Below are 23,019 nucleotides of genomic sequence, written 5' to 3'. Positions count from 1 at the left end.
CCAGTCCAGCAAGGGTCGCTCCCGCTCAAGTCAGCCCTCCGTTTGCACCTCCGCCAGCCAAACGATTGACCTCGCAGGAAATCGGACCAAAAGCTCGTCAGGTCATCACGTCGGATCGCAGCGTCCGAATCTCCTGCCCGAGGTAGTTTGCCCTAGGTGACCGAGCCGTCCGATAAGGACAATTCGTAGGAAGAACCACTTAGGCTCCAGCATGGTATAAGACTTTATTCCTGTCAACAGATACTATTCCTAGTCTCTCGACGTGGAAAAGGCCGGTCGAGCCGGCCTTTTCGGATCAGATCCTGTTCTGTGCGCGCAGGGCGTCGCGGATCTCGGTCAGGAGCACCTCTTCCTTCGTCGGGGCCGGCGTTGTCTCGACCGGCTCCTTGGCAGCCTCGCGCTTGAGCGAATTGATGAACTTGACCACCATGAACAGCACGAAGGCGATGATGGTGAACTTCACCACGGCATTGATGAACAAGCCGATGCGCACCTGGGCCTCGCCTACCTGGATCACCAGCGCGGAAAAATCGATGCCGCCGATGACGATGCCGATCAGCGGCATGAACAGGTCATCCACGATCGAGGATACGATGGCGCCAAAGGCCGCGCCGATGATGACGCCGATCGCCAGGTCGATCATGTTGCCCTTGACGGCAAAGTCCCGGAATTCCTTCAAAAAGCCGCTCATTATGGTCCCTCTCGCATAGGCCGTCCTTACCGGCCTGACTAACCCATATTAACGATTGCCGGGCTTTGGCCGGAAATGCAATGGGTGTAGCCACACGCTTGCACCGATCCTTGCCGCGCTCGATAAGGGTGGGTCAGGCCAATCGCGGAACCCGCTCATGCCTCTGCATCCCGAAGACCCGGCCGGTGCCGTCCGTCTGGCCATGGACCACGTCCCGCAAGGCGTGGCCGTGTTCGATGCCGGTCTGCGGCTCGTCACCTCGAACAGCCGATACAACCGCCTGCTCGACCTGCCCGAGGATCTGACCCGCCCCGGCACGGCACTGTTCGACATCGCACTCTACATGGCCGAGCGCGGCGATCTGGGAGAGGGCGATGCCGCGCGCCTGGCCATCGAGCGCATCAATCTGCTCACCTCCGCACCCACCACGATCAGTCAGAGGCAGGGCAATGCCGGGCAGGTGCTGGAGTTCCAGTCCAGCCGATTGCCCGATGCGGGCCTCGTCATCAGCTTCTCGGACGTTACGGCGCGCGTGCGTGCCGAGCAGCAGCTCGAACAGGTCAACCAGACCCTCGAGCGCCGCGTCGAGGAGCGCACCGCCGCGCTACGCCAGGTCAATGCCGAGCTCGAAATCGCCCGCGCCAAGGCCGATGCGTCCAATCACGACAAGACCCGGTTCCTTGCGGCGGCCAGCCATGACCTCCTGCAACCGCTCAATGCGGCGCGGCTCTACACCTCGACGCTGATCGAGCGCGCCAAATCCACCACCTTTGCCGAGCTGGCCAATTCCATCGAGGCCTCGCTGACGGCGGTGGAGGACATCATGAGCGCCCTGCTCGATATTTCGCGCATCGACAGCGGCGCGCTGAAGCCTGCGCCCGATGCCATGCAGGCCCAGGACCTGCTCAAGAAAACCGAGGTGGAATTCGCGCCCATGGCGCGCGAACGCTCGATTTCGCTGCGCATCGTTCCCACCCGCGCCACCATTCTGGCCGATCGGGCGCTGCTCGGCCGCATCGTGCAGAACCTTGTGTCCAACGCCATCAAATATACCCCGGTCGGGGGCAAGGTCCTGGTTGGCCTGCGCCGTCGCGGCAATCGCTGGCGGCTCGATGTCATCGATACCGGCATCGGCTTCAACAAGGACCAGCACAAGCTGGTCTTTGCCGAGTTTTCCCGCCTGGAACGCGGCGCCCGCATGGCGCAGGGACTGGGTCTGGGCCTTTCCATCGTGCAGCGGCTGGTGAGCGCCCTGGGACTGACCCTCGAACTCGACAGCCGGGAAGGCCATGGCTCGCGGTTTTCCATCTACCTGCCGGCCGTCCGCAATGCCCGGCCCGCCGCCAAGCCGGAGGCGCCGCCGCCCGAAATCGGCTTCGGCACAATCAGCCTCAAGATCCTCTGCGTCGATAACGAGAGCGCCATTCTCGAAGCCATGGAGGGGCTGCTCACCCATTGGGGCTGCGATGTGCGCACCGCCCTCTCGCTCAAGCAGATCGACCGCGAGCGCCTGCTCGAAGGCTGGTATCCCGATCTGGTGCTGATGGATTACCATCTCGACCAGACCTCGGGCCTCGATGCCATCGAATGGCTGCGCCACAATCTGGGCGGGCACCTGCCCGCCGCCCTGGTGACCGCCGATCGCAGCCCTGCCGTGCGCGCCCTGGCCGAAGATCGCGGCATTGCCGTCGTCACCAAGCCGGTCAAGCCGGCCGCCCTGCGCGCCGCCATCAGCGGCCTCGCCAATCAGAGCGGCAGGGGCATCCAGAAGGCTGGGTAGTCTTTATCGTGCGCCACCGCGCCTTCCCCAGTCACATCCCTGTGCCGCCTCGACAGCGGCGCAGGTTCGGCGTCAATGTTGGACCCTGAAAGGAGACGCCCATGACCTGGCTGCCCGATTACGATCCCATCGCCGGTGACACGCAAAGCTGCGACGCGCTTGAACTGGTCGTGGTGCCTCGCACCCGTGATCTCGGCGAAGGCTTTCCGGTGCGCCGCGCCCTGCCCCACGGCAAAAGGCAGATGGTGGGGCCCTTCATCTTCTTCGATCATTTCGGGCCGGTGCAGTTTCTGGCCGGACAAGGCATGGACGTCAAACCCCATCCCCATATCGGGCTCGCGACCGTCAGCTATCTCTTCGATGGCAAGATCACCCATCGTGACAGCGAGGGGAACATCCAGGACATTCGGCCCGGCGCCATGAACCTGATGACGGCGGGACGCGGCATTGCCCATTCCGAGCGCACGCCGGAGGTGGAGCGCGCCGATGGCCACACCCTTCTGGGCCTCCAAAGCTGGATCGCCTTGCCGGAAGGCAAGGAGGAAATCGACCCCAGCTTCCAGCATTTCGCCGCCGATGCCCTGCCCTTTGTCAGCGACAATGGCGTCTTCGCCCGCATCATTGCCGGCAAGGCGTTCGGCAAGACCGCGCCTGTCTCGACAATATCGGACTGGTTCTATGTCGAGGTGCAACTGGGCCAAGGCATGAGCGCGCCGCTCGACACCGATTACGAGGAACGCGCCATCTATCTCGTCAGCGGATCCGTCCGGATCGCCGGCGATGTCTTCGAAGGCCCCCGCCTTCTGGTCTTCCGCCCCGGCGACGCCATCACCGTGACCGCGACAACGCCCGCCCGCATGATGTTTCTCGGCGGCACGGCGCTCGAAGGGCCGCGCTATATCTGGTGGAACTTCGTTTCCTCCAGCCAGGAGCGGATCGAACAGGCCAAGGAGGACTGGAAACAGGCCCGCTTCGGCCCGGTGCCGGACGAGACCGAGTTCATCCCGCTGCCGGAAAAGAGTTACTGAGGGCAGTCAGCGGCACCCTATTCGGTCACCGGCTCAGCCACTTCCGGGCTTTCGTCCGGCGTCGCCGTCGCCTGGTCGGCCACCGGCGCTGCCGGGGTCACCCTGGGCATGCGGTTCCAGGCGTCCAGCGCGGCGATCTTGTAGGCTTCGGCCAGCGTCGGGTAATTGAAGGTGTTCTCGACGAAATAGTCGAGCGTGGCCCCCAGGTTCAGCACCGCCTGCCCGATATGGATCAGCTCGGTCGCCCCCTCGCCCACGATATGGACGCCGAGCAGCTTTCGCGTGTCGAGCGCCACGATCATTTTCATCATGCCCGATTGCAGTCCCATGATGTGGCCGCGCGAGGTCTCGCGAAACCGCGCCACGCCGCATTCATAGGGGATTTTCTGCTCGCGCACCTGCTGCTCGGTCAGCCCGATGGTCGAGATTTCCGGCACGGCATAGATGCCATAGGGAAAGAAATCGGGCGCGGGCGGCATCTTGGCGCCAAAGGCATGGAGAGCTGCGATCCGGCCCTGCTCCATCGAGGTCGAGGCCAGCGCGGGAAAGCCGATGACGTCGCCCGCCGCATAGATGTGGGGGATCTGGGTCTGGAACGTATCCGGATCGACCTTGAGCCGTCCGCGATCGTCGGGCACGACGCCGCAGCAATCGAGCCCCAGATCCGCCGTGGCGCCGACGCGCCCGGCCGCGTAGAGCAGCATGTCCGAGCGGATCTGGCGGCCGTCGGTCAGATGCGCGATGGCCCAGCCCTGGCCATCCCGTTCGACGCGATCCACCTTGCCGCCAAGCCGCATGGTCACGCCGCGCTGGCGCAGGTCATGGGTGAATTCCTCGATGATTTCCCGGTCGATGAAATCGAGAAAATTGTCGCGCGGCTCGATGATGGTGACCGGCACGTCGAGCGCTGAGAAGATGGTCGCATATTCGATGCCGATTACGCCCGCACCCACCACGGTGAGGCTGCGCGGCACACGCAGTTCGCTGACCAGCGTATCGCTGTCCATGACCGTATGGCCATCGAAGTCGATATTGGCCGGCCGGTAGGGCGCGGTGCCCACGGCGATGACGGCAAAATCGAAGCCGAATGTGTGGTTTTCGCCGGCGTGATCGGTGACGACCACATGATTCTCGTCCTTGAAGCGCGCTATGCCGCCAAAGGTGCGCACGCCGTTGCGGGCGAATTGATGCTCGAGAACCTCGATCTCATAATCGAGCGTCTTGCGCAGGCGGGCACCGAGGTCTTTGCCTTCGATGTCCTTCTTGACCCGATAGGACAGGCCGTAGAAGCCCCGCTCGCGCCAGCCGGAGAGGTTGAGAACGGTCTCGCGCAGGGTCTTGGACGGGATGGTGCCGGTATGAACCGAGACCCCGCCCAGTTGCAGCCGGTTCTCGATCACCAGCACCGACTTTCCCAGCTTGGCCGCCTGGATGGCGGCGCGCCGGCCTGCCGGCCCCGAACCGATGACGACAAGATCGAACCGTTCCACCGCTGCTGCCCCTTTTTCGTTTTGCGCCATGCTAGAAGCAGAGTGTGGCATTGCCGTTAAGGTTGCGACACCCTGCCCGGTGCAGGGCCGTCCTGCGTCAGCCTCCGACCCAGACCGGCTCGCCGGTCTCGGGCAGGTTGTAGAACTTGCGGATGCAGTCCCAGCCTTCCTCGGCGGTATCGACCAGGGTGAAGAGATCGGGATCGGTCGGAGCAATCGTGCCCGCCTCGGCCAGGGCCTCGAGATTGATGACCTTGGTCCAGAAGTCCTTGCCGAACAGCAAGACCGGCACCTTGTCCATGCGCCCGGTCTGGATAAGGGTCAGCGTCTCGAAGAATTCGTCCAGCGTGCCGAACCCGCCCGGGAACACGGCAACCGCCTTGGCGCGCATCAGGAAATGGATTTTCCGCGTGGCGAAATAGTGGAAGTTGAACGACAGATCGGGCGTCACATAGAGGTTGGGCGCCTGTTCGTGCGGCAGGACGATATTGAGCCCGATCGAGGGCGCTCCGACATCGGCGGCGCCACGATTGCCCGCCTCCATGACGCCCGGGCCACCACCGGTCACCACCACATATTCCTTGAAGTCCATCGATGCCGCGATCTGGCTGGCCAGTTGCGCGAAGCGTCGTGCCTCCTCGTAATAGCGGGACGCAGCCTCGAGGTTCTTTTTCTGGATCTCGTTCTTGGCCGCCCAGGCCGGCTTGCCCGGCTCGGGAATGCGCGCGCCGCCGAACAGCACCACGGTGGAATTGATGCCATGCTCGCGCAGGCGGAATTCGGTCTTGAGATATTCGAGCTGGAAGCGGACGCCGCGCGTGTCCTCGGAGGTCATGAACTCGTCGTCGGCAAAGGCCAGCCGATAGGCTGCGCTGCGGGTCTGCGGCGTATCGGGAGCCTTGCGGGAGACGGCGATGTCTTCGCTGGAGGTGCGCAGCGAGGTGGGGTGGCGGCGTTTGGCCAAGATGGGCTCCTCGTCCGGTGAATGCGACAGGCGTGGTGCAAGGGGATAGCGGTCCTCCCCTGTTCGGGCAAGGGTGGGTGGGCACGCGTCCATCACGAAGGCGCCAGCGCCCGGGCTTGACGAATGCGCCGTCATGCCGGATGCCTCTGGCCATGGCCCGGCTCATCCTCTTCAACAAGCCCTTCAACGTCCTCACCCAGTTTTCCGGCGAGGGCGAGACGCTGGCCGATTACATCAAGGTTAAGGACGTCTATCCTGCGGGGCGCCTCGACAAGGACAGCGAGGGCCTGCTCCTGCTGACCGATGACGGCAAGCTGCAGGCGCGCATCGCCGACCCGAAATTCAAGCTGACCAAGACCTATCTGGTGCAGGTGGAGGGCGTGCCCGATGCGGCTGCCCTCGATCACTTGCGCAAGGGCGTGGTGCTCAAGGACGGCCCCACCCGCCCCGCACAGGCCGAGGCGATCGATCCGCCCGACCTCTGGCCACGCGATCCGCCGGTGCGCTTCCGCAAGAGCGTGCCCGACAGCTGGCTCTCTCTGACCATCAGCGAGGGGCGCAACCGGCAGGTACGGCGCATGACGGCGGCCGTCGGGTTTCCCACCCTGCGGCTGGTGCGCTGGCGGATCGGCGACTGGAGCCTGGATGGGCTCGCCCCGGGTCAATGGCGGGATGCAACGGCACGGCGCGGCTAGTTTTCCGCCGGGGTCGCCATGACCTTGCCGCCGCGTTGCAGCAATACGGCTCCGGCGCTGCACAACAGGGCCCAGGCCGCGCCAAGGCACCAGCCGGCCAGGACGTCGCTGGGATAATGCACGCCCATATAGACGCGACTGAACCCCACGATCAGCGTCAGGAAGATGGCGGCGCCGAACGCATAGAGGCGCAGGCCGCGACTGGGTGCGAGCCGCGCCAGGAGCGCGCCCAGCGTCAGGAAAGTGACGGCCGACAGCATGGCATGGCCGCTGGGAAAGCTGGCGGTGAATTGCTGCGACATGGAGGTGAGATCGGGGCGCGGCCGGTCATAGCCCATCTTGAGCAGGGTACTGATGACCGTTCCGCCCAGCACGGAGAAAAGCACCATCAGCATTTCGGCCTTGAGCCGCTGCATCAGCAGGTAGATGCACACGCCCACAACGCAGAGGCCCAGGAGCGAGAAACTGCCCAGGGCCGTAATGTCGCGGATCATCTCGTGCACCCAGGCCGGTCCGATGATCTGATCGACATTGCCGGGATCGCGAAACAGCATGAGGATGGCGTTGTCGAAGGCCTCGGTTTCCCCTTCCACGACTTCGTCGGCGAGACGGAGAAACGCCAGGATCAGGCCGCTGACGATGGCGATGGAGGCCAGAAGCCCCGCCTCGGCCGTGATGAAGCCGCGAACCCGGCGAAAATGGGAAGATCGGACCAGTCGATCGAGCATGCAGAGCAATTCCAGTTGTCGCACACGCAACGCCTGGCCTGCGCAATACGTTGCGCGAGGGCACGATCGCATTTCAGGGGCACTGGCCGATGACCGAAACACTCTATCACGTCATTCTCAACCCCAATTCGGGGACCGCGCGGGCGCTCGGCGTTACCGCCGCCACCCTGGAGGAATTGTTCGCCGCCCAGGGGCTCAATGCCATTGTCGACGATGATGACCATCGCCCGCTGATGGACCGCATTGCCGAGGCCGTCAGCGGACCGGCGCAGGTTCTGGTCGCGGCAGGGGGCGATGGCACGATCACGGCCATGGCCGGCGCGCTGCTGGGCAGTGACAAGGATCTGGCCATTCTCCCTCTGGGCACCTTCAACGCGGTGGCCAAGGACCTGCATCTGCCGCTCGACCTTGCCGGCGCCGTTGCCGCTCTGGCGACCGGCACGGTGCAGCGGATCGACGTCGCCGAAGTCAATGGCCGTGTGTTCATGCAGAAGGTGGTGATCGGGCTTATCCCGGGCCTAGCCGCAGGGCGCGAGCATATTCGCGGCCGCGAGACGCTGGGCACCAAGATCGGTTTCATGCGCTATTTCTTCCGCCGCCTGGCGCGGCAGCGCCGCATGGCCGTCGCCATCGAAGCCGATCACGGCGAAACCCGCATCGAGCGCGTCCAGGCCATGGCCGTGGCCTGCAATGCCTATGACGAAGGCCTGGGCAAGTTCTTTTCCCGCAAAAGCCTCGACCGGGGCGTGCTGACGCTCTACGTGCTGCGCCATTTCACCGCCCGCGATTTCGTGCGACTGGTCACCGGCATGCTGCTCGGGCGCTGGCGCGACGACGAAGCGCTGAGCATGGAAAGTGTCCGCTCGGTCACCATCGATGCGCACAAGGAGTTGATAAAGGTCATGTTCGACGGCGAAGTCGAGACCCTCGAAACTCCGCTGCATTTCTCCATCAAACCCAAAGCTCTTTCGGTCGTGGTGCCGGCGGAGGCACAAGAGACCGCGGAGGCGGCATGAAGATCCTGCATATTTCCGACCTGCATTTCGGCCATCACGATCCCGAGCTGGCGGCCGGCTTTTCCGATGACATCAATGCCCAGAATCCTGACCTGATCGTCGCCAGCGGCGACTTCACCCAGATCGGAACCAAGGAAGAGTTCGAGCAGGCCCGGGAATTTCTCGATACGCTCAAGGCGCCGGTCTTTGCCGTCCCGGGCAATCATGACGTGCCCGCGGTCAATATCCTGCGCCGCTTTCTCAACCCTTATGGGCTTTATCGCCGCTACATTTCCGACGATCTCGAGCCGTTCCTGGAAATGGGCAATGTCGCGCTGGTGGGCATGCGCACCTCGCGCCGGGCGCGGCTCGAATGGAACTGGGGCCACGGCACCATTTCACGCGGCCAGTTGGACGATCTGGCCGAACGCTTCGAAAAGGCCTCGCCCAATGCGGTGCGGGTAATCGTGGCGCATCACCCGCTGCTCTTCCCCACCGAGCCGATGATGCAGAAGACCAAGCGGGTCAAGCGCGCCGACGACGCGCTCGAAACCTTTGCCGGCCTAGGCGTGCGGCTCGTACTTTCGGGACATTTTCATCTGTCCTATGTGCGCAAGCACGAATCCCACGATGCCGCGCGCGAAGGCCAGCCCATGGGCCTCAGCAAGTCGGTGCGCGCGCCCATTCTGATCGCACAGGCGGCATCGGCCATTTCCACCCGCCTGCGGGGCGAGGGCAATGCCTATAATCTCATCGATATCGGGGATCAGATCGTGGTCACGGTGCGCGAATGGCGCGATGGCGCCTGGCACACGCGGGACCGGGCAAGCGAACCGGTTTGAAAGGCCGCCTGCCCCGTCGGGCAGGCTTTAGCTAAGGGTCAGGCGCGCCTTGGCAATCTGGTCGTGCAGGGCGCGGATCTGGTGCGGCCCGAAGGTCAGCGTGCCCACGCGCAGGCTGGCGCCCCGCAGGCTGACCGGGGCTGCCTGCTCCATGGCGAAGCGCACGGCCTTGGCCGCCGATCCGAAGCGGCGCGCACCCAGCGTCATGGCTGTGGTCGCGTCGCTGCCCAGATAGAGTTCGGCGGGGTTATTGAGAATATGCGTCAATTTCATTCAGTCTTTCTGCCGGCGCGATGCCGGCGGGATCTATCGTGCAGCCGCTTGCGGCCGCTCTGATGGGAATGTGTCTGCGGCGCTGGTTGAGCAGCCGGAACGACACTGTGCGCATCGGCGCGGCCATTAAGGCGCGCGGACGATGCGATGATAATGAACGAGCGCCCCATTCGTTCGACGGGCACGCCTGGTCTTAGCTTGGCAAGCGCCTGGACGGCGTTGCGTCAGCGGCGCGAAACGGCAATCGAAAAAACTTCCGTGGCGCTTGGGCCTTCCGCCTTCACTGCCATGCTGGGAACGAGGTCGAATTCTTCGACGACGCGCTCATAGCTTTCGCCCAGCGACTTGACCCGGTAGAGCACCGGGCCTCTTTCATGTGGCAAGCAGGCGACCACTTCGCAAGGCCCGGAAGGGCGATTGCTCTGGCGCGGTGCCGACCGCAGATCGAGGACTTGTCCGATAGCGTAGCGGTGGGCCATTCTTTTGGGCTCCCTGAACGTGCCCGCATCTGGACGATGCGAGCCTATACCCGGCGCGACATGCGACGGGATCGTCAACGTTCACATTTGCAGGAAGGAAAGCCGAAAGCTGGCCATGCCAGCCACGTCAGGTCGCCAACAGAGGCAGAAAACGCAGATCCATAAAATGCGCCCTGAGCCGCGATCTGTCAAGGTGATAGCGAAAATGCCATTTTTGATCTGAACGGAGTGCGATCAATAACCGTTGGATAATTCGATCTTGCGCGGATCCTGACACGAGGTCCCTGCTGGTGCTGCGATCGAGGAATGAGTAAGCAGTACGGACCGGAGAGACGCAATGAGCGAACACGATATCCGCATCGAGCACGAGCTGCATAATCGGCTCGCGTCGAACGATCCTTTTGCCTCGGCCGTGCGGGCAACGCGCATGCCGATGATCATCACCGATCCCCGGCAGAAGGACAATCCGATCGTCTTTGCCAACGATGCCTTCGGCAAGCTCACCGGCTATTCGCGCGAAGAAGTCCTGGGGCGCAATTGCCGGTTCCTGCAGGGCCCCGCCACCAATGGCGAGGATGTCGTGCGCATCCGCAATGCCATTGCGCGCCAGGAATCAATCGAGATCGACCTGCTCAACTACCGCAAGGACGGCAGCACGTTCTGGAACCGGCTGCTGATTTCGCCGGTCTTCGACGAAAGCGGGGAATTGTCCTATTTCTTTGCGTCACAGTTCGATGTCTCGCCCGAGCGCAATCGGGTCAGCGAATTGCAGATGTCGCACAGCGAACTCGAAAGCGAGATCGAGCGGCGCATGCTCGACCTCATGGCCAATGAAAACCGCATCCGGTTCATCCTGCATGCCGCACGGATGGGCATCTGGACGCTCGACCTGTCCAACGACCGGTTGATCTCGTCGCCGCAATGCAAGGCCAATTTTGGGCGCGATACGCTCGATCCGTTCACCTATGAGGATCTCAAGGCCTCGTTTCTCGAAGCCGACCGGCTGCGCTGGCAGGAAGTGGTCTCGCACGCCATCGAGACGGGCGAGGAATTCGATATCGAGCTGCGGATCCGCACGCCCCGGCACGAAGTCCGCTGGGTGCAGATCCGCGGGCAGATTTCCCGCAACCTGGAGGAGCAGCCCTCCATGATGTCCGGCGTGACGCTCGAGATCAGCGAACGCAAGGAGGCCGACGAGCACCGCAAATTGCTGTCGCGCGAGCTCAACCACCGCGTCAAGAACATGCTGGCCACGGCCCAGTCCGTCTTTACCCAGTCGCTGCGCTCCGCCTCCGACCTCAAGGAAGCCCAGACCATCGCTGTCGGACGCATCCAGTCCCTGGCCATTGCGCAGGATCTGCTCACCCAGGAAGGCTGGAGCAGCGCCACGCTGGCCGATGTGGTGGAGCGGGCCATGGCGCCCTTCAACGGCTCCGATCTTCGGATCGCCGGGCCACGCGTGCTGCTGGGCGCAAAGGCCGTTTCGACCCTCTCGCTGGCCATGCACGAACTGGCCACCAATGCGATCAAGTATGGCGCTTTGTCGGAGCCGGGAGGGTCGGTCACGATCACCTGGGAGCTCACGGGCGACGACGAAAAGATGCTGCGGTTCAATTGGAGCGAGATGGGTGGCCCGGCCGTCGAGCCGCCGACACGGCGCGGTTTTGGAACACGCGTCATCGAGCAGATGGTGGCTGCCGAACTGGGCGGGCAGACCAATCTTGAATTCCGCTCCTCGGGAATTCTCTACGAGATCGCCGCTCCGCTTGAAAAGATGATCGACAATGTCGATGCCTATTCCGGTCGGGCAACGAACGGCGTCTGAACCGCTTTCCCGCCTTTACCCGGCAAGCCGTCACCTTCATCGACGCGGCGGGCAGGCTGGCGACGACGAAGCAATCGCTGCCTCTTGCATCTGCCGCGAGAAATCCGCATATAGCGCCTCGGGAGGTTGGCGCGGACGTGTTCCTCGCCAACCGGGTCAGGTCCGGAAGGAAGCAGCCCCAACGAGATCCTCACGGGTCGTCTGCCAGCCTCCTACTCAATCTGTTCACAACAGGGCTCTCACACGCGCAAATCGCCTGATGGCTTTTGCGGTCGGTTGCGGCTTGCCCTATGGTCGGGACATGAACGAACCCAGATTTTCAGTGCAACAGGACGAGGCCCGGCATGGCTGACACTCCGGCCAGCCCCTATCTCGTTCTGGCGCGCAAATATCGCCCCCGCGACTTCTCGACCCTGGTCGGGCAGGACGCCATGGTGCAGACGCTGGGCAATGCCTTTGCGCAGAACCGCATCCACCATGCCTTCATCATGACGGGCGTGCGCGGCGTGGGCAAGACGACCACCGCCCGCATTCTCGCCCGGGCCTTCAATTACGAAGACGCCACCGGCCGCCATCCCACGCTCGATCTTTCCGTTGAAGGCGTGCATTGCCGCGCCATCATCGAAGGGCGCCATGTCGACGTGGTCGAGATGGACGCTGCGTCCAATACCGGCATCGGCGACATTCGCGAGATCATCGACTCGGTCAAGTACGGCCCGGTTTCGGCGCCTTACAAGGTCTATGTGATCGACGAGGTGCACATGCTCTCGACGGCCGCCTTCAATGGCCTGTTGAAGACGCTCGAAGAGCCGCCGCCCTATGTGAAGTTCATTTTCGCGACCACCGAAATCCGCAAGGTGCCGATCACCATATTGTCGCGGTGCCAGCGCTTCGACCTGCGTCGCATTCCGGCGGAGATCATGTCGGCCTACCTCGAGAAGATCCTCGGCCAGGAGGGCATCGGCTTCGAGCCCGACGCTCTGGCCATGATCGTGCGCGCTGGCGAAGGCTCGGCGCGTGACAGTCTGTCGCTGCTCGATCAGGCCATCGCCCACGGCAATGGCGCCGTAACCGCCGCAACCGTCAAGGCCATGCTCGGCCTCGGCGACAGGGCACGCATCATCGACCTCTTCGAGGACCTGATGGGCGGGCGCATCGCCGAGGCCCTGACGGCGTTGCGGGAACTTTACGATCTGGGCGCCGATCCACAGACCATGCTGGCCGACTTGGCCGAATTCACCCATCTGGTCACCCGTATCAAGGTCGTGCCGGCCGCCGCCGACGATGCCTCCCTGACCCCCGACGAGCGCTCGCGCGGACGCGACCTCGCCGGCCGTCTCACCATGCGGGCACTGACCCGCACCTGGCAGATTCTTTTCAAGGGCAATGAAGAGGTCTCGCGCGCCGGCAATGCGCTTCAGGCCGCTGAAATGGTGCTGATCCGGCTTGCCTATGCCGCCGATCTGCCCAGCCCCGACGAGCTGATTTCCAAGCTGACCCAGCAGGGCACCCTGCCCTCCGCGGCGCCGAGCGCGCCGGCGCTGCCGCCGCGCGGCCCGTCGGGCTCTGGCTCTTCAGGCGCCGCTTCGGCCATGCGGGTCGAAGCCCAGTCCCTGCCCGAGCCGGTCATGGCCGTCACCAATCCAAACCCGGTGCCGACCGCCATTGCGCAACCGGCTCTGGCGACCATCGGCAGCTACAAGGACCTCATCGCCATCGCCACGGCCAAGCGGGACATGCTGATCAAGCTGGCGCTCGAAAGCCAGATGCTGCCCGTTTCGTTCGAGCAGGGCCGCATCGAGGTATCGCTGCTCGAAGGCACCAATCCGTCCGTCGTCAACAATCTGGCAGCGCGCCTGCAGACTTGGACTGGCCAGCGCTGGCTGGTCACCGTCTCCACCAAGCCGGTCGATGGGCTCACCATCCGGCAGGAAAAAGAACAAAAGAAAGAAGCGGCCACGGCAGCGGCGCATGACGATCCGCTGGTCAAAGCCATAATGGAAACATTTCCCGGGGCCAAACTGGTCAATGTGACGGTGCGCGAAGACGCCGCCGCCATGGCAGACCTGCCCCCGCCCCCACCCGAAGAGGACGACGAATGAAAGACATCATGGGCATGATGAAGGCCGCCAGCGAAATGAAGGGCAAGATGGAGGCCATGCAGGCCGAGCTTGCCGAAATGGTCGTCGAGGGCCGTTCGGGCGGCGGCATGGTCGTGGTTGCGCTCAGCGGCAAGGGTGACCTGCGCGGTCTCAAGATAGACCCCACCTTGCTCAAGCCGGAAGACGCCGAAATGGTCGAGGACCTGATCGTGGCCGCCTTCAACGACGCCAAGGGCAAGAGCGAAGCGGAAATGCAGCGCAAGATGTCCGAGGTCACCGCGGGTCTCCCCATCCCGCCCGGCATGAAGTTTCCGTTCTGACTCTTTTTCGCATGTCTGCGACGCTCAACGTCAACAGTCTGCTAACCAATTGCTTCCTGCGGTGACATTCTGATGGCGTCCGGCGGACCTGAAATCGAACAATTGATCCAGCTCCTGGCGCGGCTGCCCGGCTATGGGCCGCGCTCGGCTCGCCGGGCGGTTCTGCACCTGATCAAGCGCAAGGACCAATTGATGCTGCCCCTCTCTGCCGCCCTCGACCGGGCGGTGGCCGCGGTGCGCAGCTGCGAAATCTGCGGCAATGTCGACACGATCAGTCCCTGCTCCATCTGTGCCGATCCGCGCCGTGGAGAAAGCGGAATTCTCATTGTCGTGGAAGATGTTGGCGATCTCTGGGCCCTGGAGCGCGCGGGCGTCGGCCAGGTCCGCTATCACGTGCTGGGCGGGGTTCTCTCGCCGCTGGACGGCATCGGACCGGACGACCTCAATCTCGACGCCCTGCTGTCGCGGGCCGGGGATTACACCGAGCTGGTGCTGGCCATGAATGCGACGGTCGAGGGCCAGACCACGGCCCATTACATCACCGATCACCTCAGCGGCCGTGGCATCAAGGTCACGCGCCTCGCACATGGCGTGCCGGTCGGCGGCGAGCTGGACTACCTCGATGAAGGCACGCTAAGTCAAGCACTTAGGGCCCGGACCGAAATCTGATCCGGGCCGCTTTTGCGGTCAGTTGAGGCCCAGATTTTCGGCCGTTTCGTCGTCTTCGAGCTCTGCGTCGAAGTTCTCGTCCGCATCGTCTTCCTGGCCCGTCAGGGCCGCGCGCGCCTCGACATCGTCGGGCGAGAGGGCGTCGAGATGATCGTTGGGATCGGCGGCCATGTAGGCAGCGGCGTCGCCAGTTTCATCGACATTGTCGGCATCGCGCCGCAATTCCTCGATCGCGCGGTCGAGTTCGTCCAGCATGGCGGCAGGGTCTTCATCCCCGAAATCACCGCTCTCGCGGGCCGCCAGCTCCTCGCGCATTTCCTGCAGCCGCGCGACCCGGTCTTCCACCGGCCTGCCATCGCCATAGAGCAGGTCGTCGATTTCGCTCTGGCTATAGGGCTGGGCGATGCCGGGAGTGTCGGCATTGTCGAAATTGGTTTCCTGCGGCACGAGGCTGCCGGGGTGGTCGTGATTTTGGGCCATGAGCCTGTTTCCCGTTCACATTGATCTTGGCTGCTGGAACGCCGCCGGGCCCTGGCGAGTTCGCTGCTGGATGCAAAGTGATCGCAGGAGGATGAATTGGCGCTTCGCAAAGGCTCGAAAGTGACGTGGAAATGGGGATCGAGCACGGCATCGGGTAAGATTGTCGAGCGGTTCACCAAGCCGGTGACCCGCACGATCAAGGGTTCCGAGGTCAAGCGGGAAGCGAGCGCCAAGGAGCCGGCCTACCTTATCCAGCAGGAGGACGGCGATAAGGTGCTCAAGAGCAAGAGCGAAGTGAGCGCTGCCTAATTGAGGTCGCCCGGTTCGTCGCCGACGAGGCGCAGGGTGGGCTTGTCTTCGCTGCCGCCATCCCATCCGGACGGCAGGGGCTTATTCGACTTGGCGCCCAGTTCGCGCAGCATCTCGACCTGACGAACGACGTTGCCGCGACCGCTCGAGAGTTGGTTTCTGGCATCGTCGAAACTTGATCGGGCCTTGTCGAGATGCCCGCCGAGCTTGTCCATGGTCGACAAGAATCCGGCAACCTTATCGTAGAGCGCTCCGGCGCGCTCGGCGATTTCCTCGGCATTCTGGTGGCGCTTTTCAATGTCCCAGACATTGCGGATGGTGCGCAGCACGGTCATCAGCGTGGTGGGGGTCGTCAGCATGACGCCCTTGCTCATGCCGAATTCGACCAGTTTGGCGTCGTTCTGGATCGCCGTCGCCAGGGCAGATTCGATGGGAACGAACATCATCACATAATCGAGGCTCGACTTGGCGGCGCGATGATAGGTCTTGTCGCCCAGCGTCGTAATATGCCCGCGTACCGAGGCGATATGGGCGCGCAGATGCTGGTCGCGCATGTCGGCCTCTGCATTCACATAGGCCTCGAACGCCGTCAGCGAAACCTTGGAATCGATGACCAGCACATCGCCATTGGGCATGCGGATCTCGACGTCGGTACGCACCCGCTGTCCGTCCTCGGCGGTGTGGCTCTTCTGGGTGACATATTGCTCCCCCTCGCGCAGCCCCGATTGTTCGAGGATGGTGGAAAGGATCATTTCTCCCCACGCGCCCTGGGTCTGCGAGGAGCCCTTGAGCGCCCGCGTCAGGTTTTGCGCTTCGGTGGTGATCTGCAGATTGCTTTCCGCCAGTGCCTGGATGCGTTCTTTCATGGCAGACCGATCCTCGATCAGGCCACGGTGAAATTCGCCGATCTTTTCCTGCAGCGGCTTGAGCAGCACATCGACCTGCTCCCGGTTCTGCTTGGTAAACGTCTCGCTGTGACTGCGCAGCACATCCCCGGCAATCGCCTTGAATTCGTCGGTCATCTGCTGACGGGCGTTGGTGAAGCGCTCGAGATTGACCTCGTTTTGCCGGGCTTGCTCGTCGAGCCGGGTGCGCATCGCGGCCAGCTCCGCGTGCAGCGCGCCACTCTTTTCGCGTTCGGCATCGAGCAGGTCGCTCGACCGCATCCGCTCGCGCTCCAGCTGCGCTTCCAGGTCACGAATACGACCATCGCGCCCGGCCACCTGTTCAAGAAAATTGGCACGCAGGCCATCCGCCGCCTCCCGCGCCGCAGCGTCGGCCCGTGCAGCGCTGGCGCGGGACTGGGCGACCAGAAGGGCGATAATCGCGACGAGGACAAGCGCGCCCATGGCGACAAGCGCCAAACCGAGACTGACCGGGACATCCCCCAGGATGAAAAGCGTACCATCGAGTGCGTTCATGGCCGCCAGCTTAGCCCGATTCTGATGTTCGCAAAATGTTCTAGTTACGCCCTGTGATCGGGGGCGGAGTTGACCATGGGGCCGGAAATCGCCATATCGGGGGCGATCCTTTTTTCGCCGGACTTTCTGCCATGGCCATCCGCCCCATTCTCGTCATTCCCGATGCCCGACTTCGCGCCGTCGCCGATCCGATCATCGAGGTCGACGACGAGATCAGGACGCTGGCCAAGGATATGCTGGACACCATGTACGACGCCCCCGGCATCGGCCTGGCCGCGCCGCAGATCGGCGTCATGAAGCGGATCGTGGTCATGGACCTCGCCGCTGAAGGCGAGCCGCCGGCGCCGCTGGTGATGATCAATCCCGAGATCACCCATTTCGGCGACCAGATCCAGGTCACCGAAGAGGGGTGCCTGTCCATTCCCGAGCTCTATTATGAGGTCGAGCGTCCCAACGATGTCACGGTGAAATACACCGACCTCGACGGCGAGGAAGTGGTCAAGGAGGCCGAAGGCAAGCTGGCCGTCTGCATCCAGCACGAGCTCGATCACCTCGATGGCGTGCTCTATATCGACTATCTCAGCCGCCTCAAGCGCGACCGCGTGATCAAGAAGTTCGACAAGCAGGCCAAGCTGGCCGCGCGTTAAGTCCGTCCCCCCTTCGGGAGGGTGAGGATGGTTCAGCGCGGGTGGCAACAATGGTCTTCCACCGTCGCAACGTTCCGGCCACCTCCCTCGAAAGAGAGAGGAACAAGAAGGACTGTCTTCAAAAATGCGCGTCGTTTTCATGGGTACGCCCGAATTTTCGGTTCCCACGCTGACCGAGATCGTCTCGGCGGGGCACGAGGTCGTCGCCGTTTATACACGGGCGCCCAAGCCTGCCGGCCGAGGACAGGCCGAGCGCAGGACGCCGGTCCATGAGGCTGCCGAAGCGTTCGGCATTCCCGTCTTCACGCCCAGATCGCTTAAAGGCGCTGACGAGCAGGCCCAGTTCGCCGCGCTTGGTGCCGATGTCGCCGTCGTCGTCGCCTATGGCCTGATCCTGCCCAAGCCAATCCTCGACGCGCCTGCGGAGGGCTGTCTCAATCTCCATGGCTCGCTCCTGCCCCGCTGGCGCGGCGCAGCGCCAATCCAGCGGGCCATCATGGCTGGCGACAAACAGACCGGCATCGTGGTCATGCAGATGGACGAGGGCCTTGATACCGGTGCCATGGGGCCTACCGAGATCATTCCCATCGGCCCGGACATGATCGCCGGCGAATTGCACGACCAGATGATGCGGCTTGGCGCCGACCTCATGGGCCGGGCGCTGGCGGCGCTGGAGCGCGGCAGCCTCGCCTTCACGGCCCAGCCGGCCGATGGCGCCACCTATGCCGCCAAGATCGACAAGGCCGAGGCACGCATCGATTTCACCCGCAGCGCCGAAGAGGTTCACAATCTGATCCGTGGGCTCTCCCCCTTCCCCGGCGCCTGGTTCGAACTGGATCTGGGCGGCAAGCCGGTGCGGATCAAGGCGCTGCGCGCGACCTTGGCCGATGGCGCGGCACCGGCGGCTACGTTGCTCGGCGACGATCTCACCATTGCCTGCGGCACCGGCGCCATTCGCTTCACCCAGGTGCAACGCGAAGGCAAGGGCGCCATGGATGCCGCCACCTTCCTGCGCGGCGCCGGCCCGCTGCCGGCAAAAGCCAGCTGATGGCGCGCTTCAAGCTCATCATCGAATATGACGGAACCTCCTTTTGCGGCTGGCAGCGGCAGAAGGACCGGATGAGCGTACAGCAGGCGCTGGAAGAAGCGATCGCCAAATTCTCCGGCGAGACGGTGACGACCCAAGCGGCGGGACGCACCGATGCCGGCGTCCACGCCCTGGGGCAAGTGGCCCATTTCGATCTCCTGAGAGATTGGGATGCCTTCCGCGTCCGTGAGGCGCTCAACTACCACCTGCGACCGCATCCCGTCGCCGTGATCGAGTGCGACGCGGTGAGAGCCGACTTCGAGGCGCGCTTTTCCGCCAGGGCGCGCCATTACGAATATCGCATCCTCAATCGCCGGGCGCCGGCCGCTATCGAGCGCAATCAGGTCTGGCATGTGCCGATGGCCCTCGACGCCGATCGCATGCAGGATGCGGCCCGGCGCATTCTCGGCAGCCATGATTTCACGACGTTCCGCTCTTCGGAATGTCAGGCCAAGTCGCCGATCCGGACATTGGACGCCTTCGAAGTCAGCGCCGATGGCGAGGTGATTTCGATCACCGCCAGCGCCCGCAGCTTCCTGCATCATCAGGTGCGCTCGATGGTGGGATCGCTCAAGCTGGTGGGCGAGGGCAAGTGGAGCCCGGTCGATTTCCGCGCCGCTCTCGACGCTGCCGACCGGTCGCGCTGCGGCGGCATGGCGCCGTCATCGGGCCTTTATCTGACCGGCGTGGATTATTGAACCGCTGTCGGTACCGGCAGGATCAGCGCCAGAACGCCCATCGCCAGGAAGATGCCCACGGCCTGGGAAATGAACAGCAGCACGATCTGCATGGCCTTGAGGGTGACGATGAACCGCCCGATATTGATGAAGGTCATCATGGCGACGATTACGATGGCGAGGAGTATGATAAGCCCCGCCTCGCCGAAGAACAGCGACAAGAGCAACAGCACGCCCGAGACCAGGGTCACCCAGTTGCTGGCGACCAGATAGGGCACGAAGCCGTCCTGCCGTCCCATCTGCCGCAGCACCAGCATGGCCATCAAAGCCTGGGCCGCGAACAGCGCACTATTCATCACGATGGACTGGGTGGGTGCACCGGCCGGAACCGGAATGCCCAGAAGCATGGGTCCGAAACCGGCAATCAGCATCGCCAGCAGCACCGCCACGAGGCTGCCGATGAGCCCGCGCTGGGAAAAATCGAACCAGGTCGAGGCGTCGCGGCGGCCGATGACGAGCGCCCAGCAGCCGCGGGCGGCGTTGAGTGCTTCTTCGAAAAAGGAGGGCGTGGGCTGGGCCAAGGAAAACTCTCGTCTCAGGCTGGGGGCGCGAAGGTCGTGGCTAGCATGTAGAGCGTCATCGGCAGCCCGACAAGCAGAACCACGGTGAGGAACGCGAATGCCGCAGACACGCCATGCGTCCAGCCTGCTGCCACGCGGCCGAGCCGATAGAGCATGAAGACCAGCGCCAGCCACAGAAGCGGCAGCAGCATGCCCAGGATCAGCGAGACCAGCGAGCCCAGCACCAGATAGGCTGTAAGCGCGTGGATCCCCGGCACCAGAACCGGAAAGACCGGGCTTTTGTCGCGCACGGCAAAGCGCGTCCCGTAAAGGCCGATGAGCAGCGCGCCGAGCCAGAGCGACTGGATCAGCATGATATCGAAAAATCCCTCAAGGCTCGGCACGCCGACCTGGAGGGAAGCCAGCACCACGGCCAGGACGGCAAAAACGTAGAACAGCACGACGGCCGAGGCGAGGCCCGCCGCCGAGAGGCGGAAATGGCTCGACCAGTTCGGATCGCCGCGCAGGATCATCTGCCAGCCGGCCAGCGCCGCGAGCAGCAGCCCGCCGATCTTCATTTGGCGCCACCGGCAAAGAAGGCGCGCATGAAATCGGTGTAGATGGCGGTGAGGCTATGCAGGTCCTCGAGAGCAATGTGCTCGTCGGCCTTGTGCATGGAGGGGCCGACCAGCCCACATTCCACCACCGGACCATATTGAGCGATGAAGCGCGCGTCCGAGGTGCCGCCACCGGTCGAATAATCCGGTGCCTTGCCGGTGCGCGCGGCGATCACGGCCGAAAGCGTCTCGATATCCGCGCCCAGGGGTGAAAGAAACGCGCGCGAAGGCACACCCGAGACCTCGAACAGGACTTGGGTTTGATTTGCCGCCACCGCGCCGATCCGCTCGCGGACCCAATCGCCCAGCGTCTCGGGCGTCCAGAGATCGTTGTAGCGGATATTGAACCGCAGCGTGCCGCTCATCGGGATCACGTTGGACACGGGATTGCCGACATCGATCGTGGTGATCTCGAGATTGCTGGCCGGAAAATGCTCTGTTCCCGCGTCGAGCCGCTCCGATGACAGGGCCGTGGCCATGGCGGCAAGCACCGGCAGGGGGTTGTTGGCCTTGTGCGGATAGGCGACATGACCCTGCGTGCCCGTCACGGTCAGTTTGCCGGAAAAAGACCCGCGCCGGCCGATCTTGATGCTGTCGCCCACGATCTCGGTGGAACTGGGTTCCCCGACAATTGCGAAATCGAAGCCATGGCCGTTTTCGACCATCCAGCCGACGAGCTTGTCCGTGCCGTTGATCGCATCGGCCTCTTCGTCATTGGTGATAGCCAGCTGGATGATGCCGGCATCCTGCGGCAGGGCCGAGCAGGCAGCAATGAAGGCGGCAATACCGGACTTCATGTCTGCAGCACCCCGGCCATAGAGCCTGCCCTCGGCCACGCGCGGGATGAAGGGATCGCTGGTCCAGTGCGCCCGGTCGCCGGGGGGAACCACGTCGGTATGACCGGCAAAAAGCAAGCGACGCCCGGTCTTTCCGCGCGTGGCGAAGAGATTGTCGACCGGATAGGAATTGTCGCCCTCAAAGCGCAGCCGCGTGACCGCAAAGCCCGATGCGGACAATTCACGCTCGAGCAGGTCCAGCGCCCCAGCCTCTTGCGGCGTCACCGACGGACAGGCAATGAGCCGTTCGAGCAGGGCTTGCGGATCGATGGCCACGCTCGTCTCCTAGTCGCGCAGAAGGTCGTTGATACCGGTCTTGGAGCGCGTCTGGGCGTCCACGGTCTTGACGATGACGGCGCAGTACAGGTTCGGGCCGGGCGTGCCATCGGGCAGCGGCTTTCCGGGCAGGCTGCCCGATACCACGACCGAATAGGGCGGCACCTTGCCGATATGGATTTCGCCCGTGGCACGGTCGACGATCTTGGTAGAGGCGCCGATGAAGACGCCCATCGAGATCACCGCGCCCTCGCCCACCACAACGCCCTCGACGATCTCCGAGCGCGCGCCGATAAAGCAATTGTCCTCGATGATCACGGGCCCGGCCTGGAGCGGCTCCAGCACGCCACCAATGCCGACACCGCCCGAAATGTGCACGTTGCGACCGATCTGGGCGCAGGAGCCGACGGTAACCCAGGTGTCGACCATGGTGCCTTCATCGACATAGGCGCCCAGATTGACGAAGCTGGGCATAAGGATGACGCCCTTGCCGATATGGGCCGAGTGTCGCACGATCGCTCCGGGCACGGCGCGGAAGCCGGCCTGGCGGAAATGGTTCTCGCTCCAGCCCTCGAACTTGGTGGGCACCTTATCCCAGAAGGAAGACCCGCCGGGGCCGCCGGAGATCATCTGGTTGTCGTTGAGGCGGAAGGACAGCAGCACCGCCTTCTTGAGCCATTGATTGACCTGCCAGCTGCCTTCGACTTTCTCGGCCACCCGCGCCTCGCCCTTGTCGAGCATGGCCAGCGCCGTATCGACCGCATCGCGCACCTCGCCTTTGGTGGCAAAGTTGATCTCGCCGCGGTTCTCGAAAGCGGCATCGATGATCTGGGCGAGCTGGGTATGCGACATGGTCCGTCCTGCGCGAGCAAATGGTTCGGGCGGACCATAGCCGGGGCGACCGCCAAGTCAACGGGGATGGCGGCTTGCGGCTGCCGTGCGAGGGCTGGTGGAACCACCCCTTGTCCGCGCCATTAGGGGAGTTATGGCATAAAGCCGCGTTCAGGACCTCCCCAAGTGATCCAGCCCATTCCCACTTCGACCTATCGCATCCAGCTGCGAGACGGGGTCACCTTCGCCCATGTCGAAGCCCAGCTCGATTATCTGGCCGGTCTGGCCATATCGCACCTTTATCTATCGCCGATCTTTCTGGCTCCGGCAGCATCGACCCATGGCTATGACGTGCTCGATCCCACGCTGATCGACCCGGCCCTGGGCGGGCGGGAGG

26 protein-coding genes and 1 other RNA gene are annotated in these 23,019 nt (G+C 63.7%); 15 read left to right on the top strand and 12 right to left on the bottom strand.

Going from position 1 to position 23,019, the window contains the following annotated elements:
• Nucleotides 1-295: 295 nt before the first annotated feature.
• Nucleotides 296-691: a large-conductance mechanosensitive channel protein MscL gene (mscL, locus tag VE26_RS00355; protein ID WP_046103277.1), complete on the bottom strand. Its 396-nt coding sequence runs from the start codon at nucleotides 689-691 to the stop codon at nucleotides 296-298.
• A gap of 157 nt (nucleotides 692-848) precedes the next feature.
• On the opposite strand from mscL, the gene VE26_RS00350 reads away from it, so the two are divergent.
• Nucleotides 849-2,471 carry an ATP-binding response regulator gene (locus VE26_RS00350; RefSeq protein ID WP_052715567.1) on the top strand — a complete coding sequence of 541 codons (1,623 nt, stop codon included), beginning with the start codon at nucleotides 849-851 and terminating at the stop codon, nucleotides 2,469-2,471.
• A 101-nt stretch (nucleotides 2,472-2,572) separates the two neighbouring features.
• Entirely contained in the window at nucleotides 2,573-3,499 is a 927-nt protein-coding gene (locus VE26_RS00345) for a pirin family protein (RefSeq protein WP_046103276.1), read from the top strand.
• A gap of 17 nt (nucleotides 3,500-3,516) precedes the next feature.
• Here VE26_RS00345 and sthA read toward each other — a convergent pair whose 3' ends face one another.
• Both sthA and VE26_RS00335 read right to left on the bottom strand, forming a co-directional pair.
• The gene (sthA, locus tag VE26_RS00340; RefSeq protein ID WP_200897220.1) at nucleotides 3,517-4,989 is read right to left on the bottom strand and encodes a Si-specific NAD(P)(+) transhydrogenase; all 1,473 of its coding nucleotides are present in this window, start codon (nucleotides 4,987-4,989) and stop codon (nucleotides 3,517-3,519) included.
• A gap of 97 nt (nucleotides 4,990-5,086) precedes the next feature.
• Nucleotides 5,087-5,953, bottom strand: coding sequence for an LOG family protein (locus VE26_RS00335; protein WP_425283805.1), 867 nt, complete (start codon nucleotides 5,951-5,953; stop codon nucleotides 5,087-5,089).
• A 152-nt stretch (nucleotides 5,954-6,105) separates the two neighbouring features.
• Here VE26_RS00335 and VE26_RS00330 point away from each other — a divergent pair, with 152 nt between their 5' ends.
• Nucleotides 6,106-6,648 carry a pseudouridine synthase gene (locus tag VE26_RS00330; RefSeq protein WP_046104850.1) on the top strand — a complete coding sequence of 181 codons (543 nt, stop codon included), beginning with the start codon at nucleotides 6,106-6,108 and terminating at the stop codon, nucleotides 6,646-6,648.
• Here the strand turns inward: VE26_RS00330 and VE26_RS00325 are convergent.
• Complete coding sequence (locus tag VE26_RS00325) at nucleotides 6,645-7,376, bottom strand: phosphatase PAP2 family protein (RefSeq protein WP_046103274.1); 732 nt, start codon at nucleotides 7,374-7,376, stop codon at nucleotides 6,645-6,647. The two genes, VE26_RS00330 and VE26_RS00325, sit on opposite strands and share 4 nt — an antisense overlap.
• A gap of 89 nt (nucleotides 7,377-7,465) precedes the next feature.
• Here VE26_RS00325 and VE26_RS00320 point away from each other — a divergent pair, with 89 nt between their 5' ends.
• Together VE26_RS00320 and VE26_RS00315 are read left to right on the top strand one after the other, a co-directional pair.
• Nucleotides 7,466-8,392 carry a diacylglycerol/lipid kinase family protein gene (locus VE26_RS00320; protein WP_052715566.1) on the top strand — a complete coding sequence of 309 codons (927 nt, stop codon included), beginning with the start codon at nucleotides 7,466-7,468 and terminating at the stop codon, nucleotides 8,390-8,392.
• Complete coding sequence (locus tag VE26_RS00315; protein ID WP_046103272.1) at nucleotides 8,389-9,213, top strand: metallophosphoesterase family protein; 825 nt, start codon at nucleotides 8,389-8,391, stop codon at nucleotides 9,211-9,213. The genes VE26_RS00320 and VE26_RS00315 overlap by 4 nt, the downstream gene beginning before the upstream one ends.
• Before the next feature lie 27 nt (nucleotides 9,214-9,240).
• On the opposite strand, the gene VE26_RS00310 is transcribed toward VE26_RS00315, so the two are convergent.
• Nucleotides 9,241-9,486 carry a hypothetical protein gene (locus VE26_RS00310; protein WP_052715565.1) on the bottom strand — a complete coding sequence of 82 codons (246 nt, stop codon included), beginning with the start codon at nucleotides 9,484-9,486 and terminating at the stop codon, nucleotides 9,241-9,243.
• Between the two features lie 224 nt (nucleotides 9,487-9,710).
• The gene (locus tag VE26_RS00305; RefSeq protein WP_046103271.1) at nucleotides 9,711-9,965 is read right to left on the bottom strand and encodes a hypothetical protein; all 255 of its coding nucleotides are present in this window, start codon (nucleotides 9,963-9,965) and stop codon (nucleotides 9,711-9,713) included.
• A 337-nt stretch (nucleotides 9,966-10,302) separates the two neighbouring features.
• Between VE26_RS00305 and VE26_RS00300 the strand changes: the two genes are divergently transcribed.
• The 5 genes from VE26_RS00300 to recR all read left to right on the top strand — a co-directional run bounded on the left by VE26_RS00300 (nucleotide 10,303) and on the right by recR (nucleotide 14,881).
• Nucleotides 10,303-11,790, top strand: a complete 1,488-nt coding sequence (locus VE26_RS00300; protein WP_046103270.1) for a PAS domain-containing protein — start codon at nucleotides 10,303-10,305, stop codon at nucleotides 11,788-11,790.
• Between the two features lie 120 nt (nucleotides 11,791-11,910).
• Nucleotides 11,911-12,007, top strand: an RNA gene (gene ffs, locus VE26_RS17310) — signal recognition particle sRNA small type.
• Between the two features lie 127 nt (nucleotides 12,008-12,134).
• On the top strand, nucleotides 12,135-13,892 hold the full coding sequence (locus VE26_RS00295) for a DNA polymerase III subunit gamma/tau (RefSeq protein WP_046103269.1): 1,758 nt from the start codon (nucleotides 12,135-12,137) through the stop codon (nucleotides 13,890-13,892).
• On the top strand, nucleotides 13,889-14,212 hold the full coding sequence (locus tag VE26_RS00290) for a YbaB/EbfC family nucleoid-associated protein (protein ID WP_046103268.1): 324 nt from the start codon (nucleotides 13,889-13,891) through the stop codon (nucleotides 14,210-14,212). Before VE26_RS00295 ends, VE26_RS00290 begins: the two co-directional genes overlap by 4 nt.
• A gap of 72 nt (nucleotides 14,213-14,284) precedes the next feature.
• Complete coding sequence (gene recR / locus VE26_RS00285) at nucleotides 14,285-14,881, top strand: recombination mediator RecR (RefSeq protein WP_046103267.1); 597 nt, start codon at nucleotides 14,285-14,287, stop codon at nucleotides 14,879-14,881.
• Nucleotides 14,882-14,899: 18 nt separating this feature from the next.
• Here the strand turns inward: recR and VE26_RS00280 are convergent, their stop codons facing one another.
• Nucleotides 14,900-15,361, bottom strand: coding sequence for a hypothetical protein (locus tag VE26_RS00280; protein WP_046103266.1), 462 nt, complete (start codon nucleotides 15,359-15,361; stop codon nucleotides 14,900-14,902).
• A 96-nt stretch (nucleotides 15,362-15,457) separates the two neighbouring features.
• On the opposite strand from VE26_RS00280, the gene VE26_RS00275 reads away from it, so the two are divergent.
• Nucleotides 15,458-15,670 carry a hypervirulence associated TUDOR domain-containing protein gene (locus VE26_RS00275; protein ID WP_046103265.1) on the top strand — a complete coding sequence of 71 codons (213 nt, stop codon included), beginning with the start codon at nucleotides 15,458-15,460 and terminating at the stop codon, nucleotides 15,668-15,670.
• Here the strand turns inward: VE26_RS00275 and VE26_RS00270 are convergent.
• Nucleotides 15,667-17,091 (bottom strand): DNA recombination protein RmuC, encoded by a 1,425-nt coding sequence (locus VE26_RS00270; protein WP_046103264.1) that lies wholly within the window; start codon nucleotides 17,089-17,091, stop codon nucleotides 15,667-15,669. The genes VE26_RS00275 and VE26_RS00270 overlap by 4 nt on opposite strands.
• Nucleotides 17,092-17,222: 131 nt before the next feature.
• Between VE26_RS00270 and def the strand changes: the two genes are divergently transcribed.
• The 3 genes from def (at nucleotide 17,223) to truA (ending at nucleotide 19,523) form a co-directional block, all read left to right on the top strand.
• Nucleotides 17,223-17,738, top strand: coding sequence for a peptide deformylase (gene def, locus VE26_RS00265; protein WP_046104848.1), 516 nt, complete (start codon nucleotides 17,223-17,225; stop codon nucleotides 17,736-17,738).
• Between the two features lie 124 nt (nucleotides 17,739-17,862).
• Nucleotides 17,863-18,786 (top strand): methionyl-tRNA formyltransferase, encoded by a 924-nt coding sequence (gene fmt / locus VE26_RS00260; RefSeq protein ID WP_046103263.1) that lies wholly within the window; start codon nucleotides 17,863-17,865, stop codon nucleotides 18,784-18,786.
• Complete coding sequence (truA, locus tag VE26_RS00255; RefSeq protein ID WP_046103262.1) at nucleotides 18,786-19,523, top strand: tRNA pseudouridine(38-40) synthase TruA; 738 nt, start codon at nucleotides 18,786-18,788, stop codon at nucleotides 19,521-19,523. Before fmt ends, truA begins: the two co-directional genes overlap by 1 nt.
• On the opposite strand, the gene VE26_RS00250 is transcribed toward truA, so the two are convergent.
• The 4 genes from VE26_RS00250 to dapD are packed head-to-tail and all read right to left on the bottom strand — an operon-like array spanning nucleotide 19,517 to nucleotide 22,643.
• Nucleotides 19,517-20,083 (bottom strand): hypothetical protein, encoded by a 567-nt coding sequence (locus tag VE26_RS00250; protein WP_046103261.1) that lies wholly within the window; start codon nucleotides 20,081-20,083, stop codon nucleotides 19,517-19,519. The genes truA and VE26_RS00250 overlap by 7 nt on opposite strands.
• Nucleotides 20,084-20,097: 14 nt before the next feature.
• A complete protein-coding gene (locus VE26_RS00245; RefSeq protein ID WP_046103260.1) occupies nucleotides 20,098-20,640 on the bottom strand; it encodes a hypothetical protein in 543 nt (180 codons plus the stop codon).
• Nucleotides 20,637-21,791, bottom strand: a complete 1,155-nt coding sequence (dapE, locus tag VE26_RS00240) for a succinyl-diaminopimelate desuccinylase (RefSeq protein ID WP_046103259.1) — start codon at nucleotides 21,789-21,791, stop codon at nucleotides 20,637-20,639. Before dapE ends, VE26_RS00245 begins: the two co-directional genes overlap by 4 nt.
• Before the next feature lie 9 nt (nucleotides 21,792-21,800).
• Nucleotides 21,801-22,643, bottom strand: a complete 843-nt coding sequence (gene dapD, locus VE26_RS00235; RefSeq protein ID WP_046103258.1) for a 2,3,4,5-tetrahydropyridine-2,6-dicarboxylate N-succinyltransferase — start codon at nucleotides 22,641-22,643, stop codon at nucleotides 21,801-21,803.
• A 165-nt stretch (nucleotides 22,644-22,808) separates the two neighbouring features.
• Between dapD and VE26_RS00230 the strand changes: the two genes are divergently transcribed.
• A partial coding sequence (locus VE26_RS00230) for an alpha-amylase family glycosyl hydrolase (RefSeq protein ID WP_046103257.1) occupies nucleotides 22,809-23,019 on the top strand: 211 nt, incomplete at its 3' end.

The organism is Devosia chinhatensis, assembly GCF_000969445.1.
GTDB classification, from domain to species: domain Bacteria; phylum Pseudomonadota; class Alphaproteobacteria; order Rhizobiales; family Devosiaceae; genus Devosia; species Devosia chinhatensis.
Note: the sequence above shows the minus strand (reverse complement) of the source record. Positions and strands in the feature narration are given on the sequence as shown.